Here is a 12930-nt window from a genome sequence, read left to right on the forward strand (position 1 = left end):
GCTCGTGGGGAAGGAGTTACGACTGCCTTACGCCCTGTGATCCGGATCACGGGATGCTGTTCACTTGTCAAGTTACGGGCGAGTAGCCACAGCGGGAAGTTACGCGACAGTAAAAACTGGCGGCGCTAGTTGATCGTGAGCCCGACGCGTCCCGCCCGGCCCGGCTCGGGCTACGCCGCCAGTCTCCCCGGCATCACCGCCCGCGGCCCGAACTTCGCCCGCGCGCGGTCGGCGACCTCCTCGATCCGGCGGACCCGCTCGTCCACGGGGTCGAAGGAGAGCTGGTGGGAGGCCTGTTCGGCGGGGGTCAGCCCCTCGGCGCGCAGGGCGATCGCGCGGACCCGGGCACGCTGGAGACCGAGGGCGTCGTACATGCCGTACACCGCCTTGGCCAGCGCCGCCGAGTGGGCGGTGGGTTCGACGAGGGTGCGGGAGCGGACGGTGGCCGAGCGGTCGGCGTAGCGCACGGTCAGGGTGAGGGTGCGGCAGACCTTCTCCACGGCGCGCAGCCGGGCGCCGATCTCCTCGGCGGCCGAGAGCAGGGCGCGGCGGTGCCGCTCCGGGTCGAGTTCGTCGCGGTCGAAGGGGCGTTCCGTGGCCAGGGAGCGGGAGACGGCGTTGGGCACCACCCGGCCGCGGTCGATCCCGTTCGCCTTCTCGTGCAGGTCGCGGCCCGCCTTCGCGCCGACCAGGCGCTGGAGCGTGGACAGCGGCGCGGCGGCGACCCGGCCGAGGGTGTCGAGGCCGTACTCGCACAGGGTGCGGGCGGTCGCGGCGCCGACGCCGGGCAGGACGGCGACGGGCTTGTCGGCGAGGAACTCCGCCACGGCGTCCGCGGGGACCGCGCGGGTCACCCCGGGCCGGGCGTCGCGCAGCGCGATCCGGGCCAGCATCGGGCCCGGGCCGGCGCCGATCACACAGTCGATCCCGTGGTGGGCGAGGGCGCGGACCCGGATCACCGAGGCCAGTTCGACGGCGTCACGCCCGAAGTAGCGTTCCGCGCCGCGCAGATCGGCGAGCGCCCCGTCCGGCGGCAGCGCCTCGACGACCGGCGTGAACTCCTCCAGCAGCCCGAGCAGCCCCGGCAGGGCCGCCTCGTACATCGGCGGCAGCTGGAAACGTACGCAGAGGATGGTCATCCCGCACTCCCCGGACTCTGGTGCCACAACTTCCTTGTGCGCGAAGGTTCTTGTCCCGCGGGCCGCAGATCGGCCCACGGGTGCATCTCGTACCCGGTGGGCATGTGGATCGTCCGGGACCGGTGGGTCTCCATACGGTCCCGGGCGGCGGAGCCGGCCGGGGCGGGCAGCCCGTCGGAACCGGCGAGCCGCCCGCGCGCGGACCCTTGCCCGTCGTCGGGCGGGGTGCCGGGCGCGGGCGTGCCGGGCGTGTCGGCGAGCCGGGCCGCGACCCCCTCCAGCCCTTCCTCCCGGCGCAGTTCGACCAGTTCGGCGAGGTTCCAGGCGGCGGAGCCCACCACGCTGAGGCTGCGCGGGCCGCGCCGCTGGACCACCCCGCGCACCAGCAGCAGCCAGGAGTGGAAGACGGTGTGGGCGCAGGCGTCGTGGGAGTCGTCGAAGAAGGCGAGGTCGACCAGGCCGGTGCCGTCGTCCAGGGTGGTGAAGATGACCCGTCTGCCGGACCGGACGGGCGGGGTCTGGGTGGCCGCCTTGGCGCCCGCGACCAGCACGGTCTCCCCGTGCCGGGCCTCGCGCAGCCGGCGTGCGCCGACCACGCCCAGTTCGCGCAGGAACGCGCGGTGGTCGTCCATCAGGTTGCGCGAGGCGTCCATGGAGAGCACGCCGAGTTCGGCGCTGAGCCGTTCCTCCGCGGAGAGGTCGGGCAGCCCGGCGGAGGCGGTGCCGCGGCCGCCGGCCAGAGGGAGCTGTCCCCCGCCGCCGCCCATGCCGCGGGCGCCGCGGTGCAGTTCGGTCAGGTGCAGTTGCAGGTCTCGGCGGTTGGCGCCGAACGCGTCCAGCGCGCCGACCTGGGCGAGCCGGGCGGCCAGCGGGCGGCTGGGGCGGGCCCGTTCCCAGAAGTCGAGCAGGGAGGAGTACGGCTGTCCGTCCTCGATCCGCTTCGCCTCGGCCTCACTGATGTTGTGGACGTCGGAGAGGGCCAGCCGGAGTCCCCAGACCCCTGGACGCGGACCCGATTCAGACACCAGTTCGATCCTGTGTGCGACCCCGGACTTGTTCACGTCCAACGGCAGGATCGGCACCCCGCGCCGCCGCGCGTCCGCCAGCAGCAGCCGCTTCGGATACATGCCGGGGTCGTGGGTGAGCAGCCCGGCGTAGAAGGCCGCCGGGTGATGCGCCTTCAGCCAGGCCGACTGGTACGTCGGCACGGCGAAGGCGACCGCGTGCGCCTTGCAGAAGCCGTAGCTGCCGAACGCCTCGACGATCTCCCAGGTGCGCCGGATCGTCTCCGCGTCGTAGCCGCGGGCCGCCGCGTGCTGGGCGAACCAGACCCGGATCCGCCCCTGCGACTCCGGGTCGGACAGCCCGCGCCGCACCCGGTCCGCCTCCGCGCGCCCGCAGCCCGTCATGATGTCGACGATGTGGATGATCTGCTCGTGGAAGACGACGACCCCGTACGTCTCCTTCAGCGGCCCCTCCAGATCCGGGTGCGGATAACGCACCGGCGCCCGCCCGTGCCGCGCCTCGATGAACGGCCGCACCATGTCGGCGGCGACCGGCCCCGGCCGGAAGAGGGAGATGTCGACGACCAGGTCGTGGAAGGTCGCCGGCTGGAGCCGCCCGACCAGGTCCCGCTGGCCCGGCGACTCGATCTGGAAGCAGCCCAGGGTCTCGGCGGAGCGGATGAGACGGTACGTCGCCGGATCGCCCGGCGGCACGGCGTCCAGGTCGACCTCGGCGCCCGTCGTCCGCTTCACCTCGGCGACCGCGTGCGCCATCGCCGACTGCATCCGCACCCCCAGCACGTCCAGCTTGAGCAGCCCCAGGTCCTCCACGTCGTCCTTGTCGAACTGCGCCATGGGGAAGCCCTCGCCGCTGGTCGGCATCACCGGCGTACGGGAAAGCAGGGAGGCGTCGGAGAGCAGGACGCCGCAGGGGTGCATGGCGACCCCGCGCGGCAGCGCGTCCAGCGCCTCGACCAGCTCCCACAGCGCGCCGTACCGCTCCTTTTGAGCAGCGAGCTCCTTCAGCTCGGGCAGCTCCTCCAGCGCCGCGCGGGCGTCGCGGGCGCGGATGTGCGGGAAGGACTTGGCGAGGCGGTCGATCTCGGCGGGGTCCAGGGACAGGGCCGCGCCGACGTCACGGATGGCGTGCCGCACCCGGTACGTCTCCGGCATCGCGACCGTCGCGACCCGCTCGGCGCCGAACCGGTCGATGATCGCCCGGTAGACCTCCAGGCGGCGCGCGGACTCCACGTCGATGTCGATGTCGGGCAGCACCAGCCGGCGCTTGGACAGGAAGCGTTCCATCAGCAGCCCGTGCTCCACCGGGTCGGCGTGCGCGATGCCGAGCAGATGGTTGACGAGGGAGCCCGCGCCGGAGCCGCGCGCGGCGACCCGGACGCCCATCCTCCGTACGTCGTCGACGACCTGGGCGACCGTCAGGAAGTAGGAGGCGAAGCCATGGTGGGCGATGATGTCCAGTTCCTCGTGCATCCGCTCCCAGTAGGCGCGCCGGCCGGTGTAGCCGCGCAGCACCATGCCCGCCGCCGCCCGGGAGGCGAGCACCCGCTGGGCGGTGCGGCGGTCCGCGCCGACCAGGTGCGGCTCGGGGAAGTGGACGGTGCCGATGCCGAGGTCGTCCTCGGGGTCGACCAGGCAGGCGGCGGCCGTCGCCTGGGTCTGCTCCAGCAGCCGGTGGGCGGTGTCCCGCCGGTAGCCCGCGGCCTGGACGATCCGCTCGGCGGCGTGGAGCATGGCGTCCGCGTCCTTGAGCCAGGCCTCACCGGAGTCCAGTTCCTTGGCGGGGTCGATCGGCACCAGACGGCGGGCGGCGTCCAGGACGTCGGCGACCCGGCCCTGTCCGGGGTCGGCGTACCGCACGGCGTTGCCGAGCACCGGTCGGACGCCCTGCTCGGCGGCGAAGCCGACGGTACGGGCGGCCAGCCGCAGGGAGCCGGGCCCGGTGCCGGCGCGGCCGTGCCAGACGGCCTCCAGACGCAGGGCGTCGCCGTAGACCTCCCGCCAGGGGGCGAGGAGCCGCGCGGCCCGGTCGGGGCGGCCCGCGGCGAGGGCCCGGCCGACGTCGGAGCCGGGGCCGAGCAGCACGGTGAGGCCGTCGCCGTGGTTGTCGGCCCAGGGCAGGGCGGGGATGTCCGGGCCGCCCCGGTGCGCCGCGGTGACGAGGCGGCACAGGTCGGCCCAGCCGTGGGCGCCGTCGCGGGCGAGGAAGGTGACGCGCGGGGCCGACTCGTCGATGAAGGCACCGCCGCGCACCGGGGTGCGACGCCGGCTCTCCGGTCGTACGGAGTCCGGCTCGGGCGCGGTCACCGCCAGGTCCGCGCCGAACAGCGGGCGGACGCCGGCGCGGGCGCAGGCCTTGGCGAAGCGGACCGTGCCGGCGAGGGTGTCGCGGTCGGTGAGGGCGAGGGCGTCCATGCCGCGCTCGGAGGCGCGCTCGGCCAGCCGCTCCGGGTGCGAGGCGCCGTAGCGCACGGAGAACCCGGAGACGGTGTGCAGATGCGTGAAGCCCGGCATCCGCACCTCCCGCCATCCACTATCGAACATCCGTTCCCAACCTGCTCACCACCACCATAGACCAAATCCCGAACATGTGTACGACAACCGTTCGGGCCCCTCCCACCTGCGGAAACACCTGTCTCCCCGGACGGTGGGGACATGACACAGACCACGTTCCTCCGAGAGGTGAAGGACGCCGTCACCCCGCGGGCCACGCTGCTCGTCCTCGGCGTGATCGCCCTCCAGCTGCTGTTCATCACCTCGTACGTGGGAGCGCTGCACGACCCCCGGCTGAAGGACGTGCCCTTCGGGGTGGTCGCGCAGCCGGCCGCCGCCGGGCAGGCGGTGACCCGGCTGGAGCGGCTGCCCGGCGGCCCGCTGGACCCGCGCGCGGTGGCCGACGCGGAGACCGCCCGCGAGCAGATCGTGAACCGGGACATCGACGGCGCCCTGGTCCTGAACCCGCACGGCACCACCGACACCCTCCTGGTCGCCTCCGGCGGCGGCACCGTCCTCGCCACCTCGCTGGCGACGCTGACCACCACCCTGGAGAAGGCCGAGGGGCGCACGGTGCGGACCGTGGATGTGGCCCCGGCCTCCCCCGACGACTTCGACGGACTCTCGTCGTTCTACCTGGTCGTCGGCTGGTGCGTCGGCGGCTACCTGTGCGCCTCGATCCTCGCCATCAGCACCGGCGCCCGGCCCGCCAACCCGCGCCGCGCGGTGATCCGGCTCGCCGTGATGGCGGTGGTGGCGATCGTCGGCGGGCTCGGCGGCACGGTCATCGTCGGACCGGTCCTGGGCGCCCTGCCCGGCGGCGTCGCGGCCCTGTGGGGGCTCGGCGCGCTGGTCATCTTCGCCGTCGGCGCGGCGACCCTCGCCCTCCAGGGGCTCTTCGGGATCGTCGGCATCGGCCTCGCGATCCTGCTGGTGGTGGTCCTGGGCAACCCCAGCGCGGGCGGCGCCTTCCCGCTGCCCATGCTGCCACCGTTCTGGGAGGCGATCGGCCCGGCCCTGCCACCGGGCGCGGGCACCTGGGCGGCCCGCTCGATCGCCTACTTCGAGGGCAACGACACCACCGGCGCCCTGCTGGTGCTGTCGGCATGGGCGGCGGCCGGCGTCGTGATCACCCTGGCTGCGGCGGCACTGCGCCGGAAACGCCAGGAGCAGCGCCTGCCGACGCAGGTGCCGTAGGCCCGCGCGGACAAGGAGCCTCAGGGGGTGTCTTCCCCCGGGCTCTCCCGCAACCCGCGCACCTCCCCCGTACCCAGCGCGATCCCGGCCCGGGCCCGCATCGGCTCCTCGCCGCGCCGGGAGAGCAGGACCACCTCGTCGACCACCGCCGACAGCGTGCCGAGCCGGGCGGCGCACTCGGCGGCCAGGTGCTTCGGATCCTGGGTGCGGCCGAGGGACAGATGCGGGGTGAAGCGGCCGCCGCGCCCCCGGCAGAGCGGGAACCTCAGCTCCAGCTCCCGCTGGAGGCGGGACCACTGCGCCCGGTCCGCCGCGGCCGGGTCGAGCCACACCGTGGCGTAGTGCCGGTGCCGGAACCAGCGCACTCCGGCCAGCCGTGCCGGGAACGCCGCGCACCGCGCCGCCCCGGCGGACAGCAGCGGCAGGGCCCGCGCGAATTCCTCCTCCGGCACGAAGCCGAACAGCAGATTCACATGCGGCGGCCACCGTCGTACCTGCGGATCGTGCTCCCAGCGGATGTCCTGGATCACCGGCCAGAGCTCCCGCGGCGGCAGCCACGCCACCGCCGTCCGGGGGGTGGGCGCCACCTCGAGCGCGTCCACCGGCTCGGCCCCGTCGAAAACCGGGTTCCCGTCCACATCACCAGGATCACCGCCGGCGGGCCGCACGCGAAAGTCCCGCCCCTCACGCGCGGGGCGGGACTTCGCTACGTGCGGGACGGGTCAGCCGATCTGCGTGCCCGTCGCCGACAGCGCCTCCGTCACCGGCTGGAAGAACGTCTCCCCGCCGGAGGTGCAGTCGCCGCTGCCGCCGGAGGTGAGGCCGATGGCCTTGTCACCGGAGAAGAGCGCGCCGCCGCTGTCGCCGGGCTCGGCGCAGACGTCGGTCTGGACGAGTCCGTTGACGATGTCGCCGTTGCCGTAGTTCACGGTGGCGTCCAGGCCGGTGACCTTGCCGGAGTGCACCTGCGTGGTGGAACCGCTGCGGGTGACCTCCATGCCGACGGTGGCCTCGGCGGCGCCGCTGATCTGCTGGGCCGAGCCGTTGTAGAGGTTGACCTCGCTCGGGTGGTCGACCTCGGCGGTGTACTTGACGAGACCGTAGTCGTCACCCGGGAAGCTGGACGCCTCGTTCTCACCGATGACGGTGCCGGAGGAGTCCGACCAGGTGGAGATGCCCTCGGTGCAGTGGCCGGCGGTCAGGAAGAACGGCTCCCCGCCCTTGACCACGTTGAAGCCGAGCGAGCAGCGCCCGCTGCCGCCGGTGATGGCGTCACCGCCGGCGATGAAGGGCTTGAACTCCCCCTTGGTGCGCTGGAGTTCGGCGACCGTGCCGAGCCCGTCGACGACCTGGCCGAGCTTCTCGAACTCGGCCGCGGAGACGGTGCGGTCGGCGGTGACGACGACCTTGTTGGTGGTCGGGTCGGTGACCCAGGCGGTGCCGGGGATGGCCGCGTCCTGCTTGAGCGTCGTACGGGCGCTCTTCAGCTCGGCGAGGGAGTGCTCGACGATTCTCGCCTGGGCGCCGGCCTCCTCGACCACGTCGGCGGCGGCCTCGTCGAGCACGTTCACGACCAGGCTCTTGTCCTGGGCGTCGTAGTACGTGCCCGCCGCGTCGGCGCCGAGGTCCTGACCCAGCGTCGAGGCGAGCTTTCCGGCCGCGATCGCCGACAGCGTCTTGAGCTCCGGGGTCTCCGACGGCTCACTCGCGTTCGCAGTCTGGAAGGTGACTCCCGCGGCGACCAGTGCGGCGATGCCCGCACCTGCCACGGCGAACCGCCGCTTGGGTATGCGTCGGTGCTGCAACTCACGTCCTCCTGTGGGGGGTCGGCCCGACGGTGGTTGTGGGGACCACGACGAGCCGGAAGGCTTGGTTGACGGGCGCCCACTCTTCCGAACCGCACAGGGAGCGCACAAGGTCGACTTCAGGACGCGCACACGGTGACCACCGCGCGCCCCTCGCCCCTTCACCACCCCGCGTATTCCTCTTACATCCCAGGGGAATTCGCACTGCAAATGCTACGCGTGAGTAACCGTGTACGGGTTGGTGAGGTCTAGTCCTGACTGATTTTCACCTCTGCCCCTCCCACCCCGGAGACCCCAAAAGGGGAGCCCCCGCACGCGGTTGCGTGCGGGGGCTCCCGAAGACGCCGGCTGCGAACGCGAAGCGGCTCAGTAGACGCTGACGCCGTACGCGCTCAGGGCCTCGGTGACCGGCTGGAAGAAGGTCGTGCCGCCGGAGGAGCAGTTGCCGCTGCCGCCGGAGGTCAGACCGTACGCGGTGCCGTTGCTGCCGTAGAGCGGGCCGCCGGAGTCGCCGGGCTCGGCGCAGACCGTGGTCTGGATCAGGCCCGAGACGACGTCGCCGCCGCCGTAGTTGACGGTGGCGTTGAGGGCGGTGACGCGGCCGCTGTGGGTGCCGGTGGTGGAGCCGTCGCGGATGACGGTGGTGCCCACGCTCGGCGTGGCGGCCCGGGTGATGTCCACGCCGTTCGCGGTGCCGGGCCGGCTGACGGACCCGGTGTACCGGACGATGCCGTAGTCGTTGCCCGGGAAGCTGGAGCCGGCGGTCGAGCCGATGACCGTGGTGCGGCCCGAGTTGGAGTACCAGGTGCCCGCGCCGTCGGTGCAGTGGCCGGCGGTCAGGAAGTACTGGGTGCCGCTGCTGTTCTGGACGTTGAAGCCGAGGGAGCAGCGCCAGCTGCTCGCGTAGATGGCGTCGCCGCCCTGGATCAGCTTGGTGAACTTGCCGGGCGTGCGCTTGATGGTGAGCGCGTCGGCGTTGGCCCCGGCCTGTTCCTTGATCTTCGCGATCTCGGCCTTGGAGACCGTGCTGTCGACGGTCACGAGAACGCGGTTGGTCTTGCTGTCGACGGCCCAGGCGGTGCCCGGGACGTCGGCCTTGAGCACCGAGGCGCCGGCGCTCTTCAGCTCGGTGGCGCTGAACGTGGTGGTGTCGGACGCGTTCGCGCTGGGGACCGCGACCGCGGCGGCGGCCACGAGTCCGGTGGAAACGGCGATCAGCCGGGTCCGTCTCGATATGCCGCTGCGAGGGGTGGTGCGCTTGATCCTCACTTTTCGTTCCTCCACAAAGGAAGTCGGGGGCCCGCGTGGGGTCGGGGCCCGTGAGGCGCAGTCGGGGGCACGGGCGTCCGGATTCCGAACACGCCGTGCCCCTGACAAGCGCTTGTGGGAGTATTCGGCCGAACGACCGGTAGGCGCAAGGGTGCCTTTCGGCCGTCAAGCATTGAACGAACTGTGCGGAATGGCCCCCGTACCGGCCTTGATGACCCGTCAGACCAGATTGCGCTCCCCTGCCGCGACCGGCACGACCAGGGTGTTCCCCGGCGGCGGGAAGGGGCAGATGAAGTGGTCGGCGAAGGCGCACGGCGGCAGCAGCGCCCGGTTGAAGTCCACCGTCGTGGAGCCGTCGGCGCCGGGCGCGGCCGGCCGCAGGAACCGGAAGCGGTAACTGCTGTCGCCGCTGGTGGCGTCGGCGAAGACGGCCCAGAGCGAGCCGTCGCCCTCCACCGTCACCTGGAGGGTGTGCTCCCGCCCGTCGAGGGTGAAGGCCAGCTCCCCGCCCAGCCCGAGGCCACGCCGCTTCCCGTCCGCGTTCTCCACCCGGACGGTGCGGTCGTCGTCGTACGGCGTGAAGCGGCCCGGCACCGACCAGCGCGGATCGTACGGTGTGGCCTCGATGCCGCGGAACAGCCGGCGCGTCTCGGCCGCCGGGTCGAAGTCGCGTACCCCCCAGATCCCCTCGCGGACGAGCACGACCAGCCGTCGTTCGCCGTAGCCGACCCGGGCGGCCGACACCGGGCCGGAGTCGGCCGCGAGCCGTACCCGGCTCTCGAAGGGCGCGCCGTCGACGGTCAGGCCGTCCCCGGCGCCGGCGGTCAGGACGACCGCGTCACCGTCGGCGGTCCAGTTCCCCGGGATGTCCGGAAGTCGCCCCTCCGGATAGTCCTCCAGCCAGTGGGTCGCGGTCAGCGCGAGCGGCCCGTAGGGAGCGGACACCGTCTCCAGGCGCCCCTCGTGCCACTGCTTCCACTCGCCGGACGCGTCCGTCGTCATGTCATCAACCCTTCCGTACCGGGTCAGGCGACCCGAGGTGTGAGCGCGCCGTGGCGCACCGGTCTTTCCGCCGCGGGTGCGGCGGCTCAGGCGGCCGCCCGGTCGGCCGACGCCCGCAGGAACGCCAGCGCCGCCCGCGCCGCCGCGTCGTTCTGCCGGAACGCCGGTCCGCCGGAGCGCGGCCGGACGAAGGCGCCCGCGCCCCGGATGTCGGTGTGCGGGCCGAGCGCGAACCGGCGCGGATGCGGCAGCCCGGCCCGGTCCAGCACCCGTCCGTCGACCGGGTCCACGCGGAGCAGCCCGTCGGGGGTGGCGTCGGCCCCGTCGGCGTACAGCTCCCGCAGCAGCGGCTCCCGGGACCGGGCGACCGTGGGCTCCGGCAGCCGCGCCTCGACCAGCGCCCGCGCCTCGACGGCGAACCCCGGCACGGTCGGACTCGACGCCCGGAACACCCCGTCCTGCGCGCGGACCTCCATGTCGGCGCCGACGAACCGCAGCACGCCCGCGCGGGACAGCGCGAGCAGTTGCCGCAGCCGGGGCCCGGGCGGCCCGGACGCCAGGTAGCTGAAGAAGCCGTGCCACCAGGTGCCGATGTCCCCGAGCCGCATCAGCTGGCCGTAGACGGAGAGCAGGGCGCCGAAGACGGCCAGGTCGGGGCTGTGCGCGGGGTCGTGGCGGCGCCGCAGATCGGCCTCGACGTAGTCGCGCAGCCCGGCCTGGAACGCCTCGTGCGACCCGTACCGCACGCCGGCCAGCGGGCGGTCGAGCGCGGCGAGGTCCAGCCGGTCGGCGGGGTCGGGCACGGCGGCGGCGACGAGGGCGGCGCGCTCGGCCGGGTCGTCGGCGGCGGCGTACTTGTCCTCGAAGGTGCTCCAGTCGAGGCCGGTCCGCCCGGGGTGGGCGGTGAACAGCCGGTGGTAGTGGGCGAAGCCCAGCTCCTTCTCCACCAGCGGCCACACGTCCCGCCGGAAGTCGATGCCGCCCGGCCGGGCGAGCAGCACGTCGGTCTCGGCGGGGCCGAAGAACCGGGGCAGCGGCGGCGGGGCGCCCTCCAGGCCGTAGCCGAGCTTCGCGTGGTACGGCACTCCGCGCCGCGAACCCACGTACAGCACCGGTTCCTTGCCCGAGGGGACGTAGGTGTCCCCGTCGTACCGCCCGCCCCGCCCCTCGGTGAGCAGCACCATCAGGTCGACGAAGGCGAGGCCGAAGCCGCGCACGACGACGGGCTCGCCGGGCCGCAGCGGGCTCAGGTCGCTGTCGGCGGTGAAGTCCGGCGGCAGGTGGACGAGGCCGTGGGCGCGGGCGTACTCGCTCAAGTGGGCCTGCTCGGCATCGGGTTCGGCGTCGAGGTGGCCGAGGGTGAGGATCACCAGGTCGGCGAGGAGGGGGCTCGGTCTGCCCTGCAGCCACACCCGCTGCCGGCCCTCGCGGGGTCCGGTAACCCGCAGGGCCCGGCACGGGTGGTGGTGCACGGCGACGCCGGGCGGCAGCGCGGCGACCGCCCGTTCGTAGGCCCAGCGGAGGTAGGAGCCCTGGACCCGCCGGCCGACGAAGGCGTCCCCGGCGAGCCCGGCCCACTCGTGCAGGGTGGGTCCCTCCTGGACGGGTCCGGCCATCTCCACGGTGTCGTCGGTGAACACGGTGACGTCCTCGGCGCGGGAGTTCATCCACAGCAGCGGCGACTGCGCGGTGCGCCAGATCCGGCCGGGGCCCGGCGGGTACGGGTCGACGAGGTGGATGTCGAGGCCGGTGCCGGGCACGGAGCCGGCGGCGTTGGCGGCGATCCGCTCCAGGACCCCGGTCCCGCGCGGTCCCGCTCCGACGATCACCAGGGACGCTCTCATCGGGCGGTCTCCGCACCGCGCGCGTAGCGCTTCTCGACGTAGTACTGGCCCACGCTCAGCAGCGAGGTGACGACGGTGTACCAGACGGTGGCCACCATCAGCAGCGGGATGACCTGGTACGTCTGGTGGTAGACCAGCTGCGTCGAGTACAGCAGGTCCTGGACGGCGATGACGCTGACGATGGAGGTGCCCTTGAGGGTGCCGATCAGCATGTTCCCGGCGGGCGGCACGATGGAGCGCATCGCCTGCGGCAGCACGATCCGCCACCAGCGCCGCAGCCGGCTCAGCCCGAGCGCCTGCGCGGCCTCGATCTGCCCGGCGCCGACGGACAGGATCCCGCCGCGCACCACCTCGGCGGCGTACGCGGCCTCGTGCAGGGTCAGGCCGATGACCGCGACGGCGACCGGGCCGAGCAGGTCGACGGTCCGCACTCCGAGGATCTGCGGGTAGAGCGCCCCGATGTTGAACCACAGCAGCAGCTGCACCAGGATCGGGATCGACCGGAACAGCCAGACGTATCCCCAGGCGACGGCTCTGAGCACGGGGTTGGCGGAGAGCCGGGCGGCGGCGAGCAGGGTGCCCAGCGCGAAGCCGAGCACCATCACCACCGCGGTCAGCCACAGGGTGAGCCACAGTCCGCGCAGCACCGCGGTCGAGGTGAAGTAGTCGGCGACGACTCCCCACTGGAAGGCGTCGTTGCGCAGCACGGAGGTGGCGGCGAGTCCGAGCAGGACGAGAACGACCGCGGCGGCCGCCCACTGGCCGTACCGGCGCTGCGGGACGATGCGGTCGGTCTCGGCGGAGACGGGGCGCGCGGGGGCTTTGGCAAGGGTGTCGGAGGACATGGGAAGGCTCCGTGATGTGTATGGAACACGGTGACGCCTTCACACGGGACGGCCAAGCCCCTCAGCAGGGCCGTCGGTCGAGAGTACGGGCCCGATCGGCCGGACTGTCAAGGCCGTCCGGATGGTGAGCGGGGAATCTCATTTTTACGGGGGCTGGTTGACGGGCCGTCCGGACGCCTGTTCCACTTGGCCCATGCATCCGCAGCAGTGGCTGGTCACGCGCTCCCACATCGACTTCGGTCGAGTGTGGTCCTCTTCCTGTTGAGCCGACTCCCTGCTCGCCTTCCCTTTATCTCTTTCCTTCTTCTCCCTTC

At 73.2% G+C, this 12930-nt stretch carries 9 protein-coding genes; 1 reads left to right on the forward strand and 8 read right to left on the reverse strand.

Annotated features, from left to right (window positions below):
• Positions 1–170 precede the first annotated feature (170 nt).
• Positions 171–1139, reverse strand: a complete 969-nt coding sequence (locus AMK31_RS21180; protein WP_073942152.1) for a DNA polymerase Y family protein — start codon at positions 1137–1139, stop codon at positions 171–173.
• A complete protein-coding gene (locus tag AMK31_RS21185; RefSeq protein ID WP_073942153.1) occupies positions 1136–4675 on the reverse strand; it encodes a DNA polymerase III subunit alpha in 3540 nt (1179 codons plus the stop codon). The genes AMK31_RS21180 and AMK31_RS21185 overlap by 4 nt, the downstream gene beginning before the upstream one ends.
• A 141-nt stretch (positions 4676–4816) precedes the next feature.
• On the opposite strand from AMK31_RS21185, the gene AMK31_RS21190 reads away from it, so the two are divergent.
• Positions 4817–5851, forward strand: a complete 1035-nt coding sequence (locus AMK31_RS21190) for a DUF3533 domain-containing protein (RefSeq protein ID WP_073942154.1) — start codon at positions 4817–4819, stop codon at positions 5849–5851.
• 20 nt (positions 5852–5871) lie between these two features.
• Here AMK31_RS21190 and AMK31_RS21195 read toward each other — a convergent pair whose 3' ends face one another.
• From AMK31_RS21195 to AMK31_RS21220, 6 genes are all read right to left on the reverse strand, one after another.
• Complete coding sequence (locus tag AMK31_RS21195; RefSeq protein ID WP_073942155.1) at positions 5872–6489, reverse strand: 2'-5' RNA ligase family protein; 618 nt, start codon at positions 6487–6489, stop codon at positions 5872–5874.
• Positions 6490–6573: 84 nt separating this feature from the next.
• Positions 6574–7656, reverse strand: coding sequence for a S1 family peptidase (locus tag AMK31_RS21200; RefSeq protein ID WP_073942156.1), 1083 nt, complete (start codon positions 7654–7656; stop codon positions 6574–6576).
• 366 nt (positions 7657–8022) lie between these two features.
• Positions 8023–8925 carry a S1 family peptidase gene (locus tag AMK31_RS21205; RefSeq protein ID WP_073942157.1) on the reverse strand — a complete coding sequence of 301 codons (903 nt, stop codon included), beginning with the start codon at positions 8923–8925 and terminating at the stop codon, positions 8023–8025.
• Positions 8926–9144: 219 nt separating this feature from the next.
• A complete protein-coding gene (locus tag AMK31_RS21210) occupies positions 9145–9927 on the reverse strand; it encodes a DUF1684 domain-containing protein (protein ID WP_073942158.1) in 783 nt (260 codons plus the stop codon).
• Positions 9928–10013: 86 nt separating this feature from the next.
• Positions 10014–11771: an FAD/NAD(P)-binding protein gene (locus AMK31_RS21215; RefSeq protein ID WP_073942159.1), complete on the reverse strand. Its 1758-nt coding sequence runs from the start codon at positions 11769–11771 to the stop codon at positions 10014–10016.
• Positions 11768–12616, reverse strand: coding sequence for an amino acid ABC transporter permease (locus AMK31_RS21220; RefSeq protein WP_073942160.1), 849 nt, complete (start codon positions 12614–12616; stop codon positions 11768–11770). The genes AMK31_RS21215 and AMK31_RS21220 overlap by 4 nt, the downstream gene beginning before the upstream one ends.
• Positions 12617–12930: the final 314 nt, after the last annotated feature.

This window comes from Streptomyces sp. TSRI0107 (assembly GCF_001905845.1).
Classification (GTDB): Bacteria; Actinomycetota; Actinomycetes; order Streptomycetales; family Streptomycetaceae; genus Streptomyces.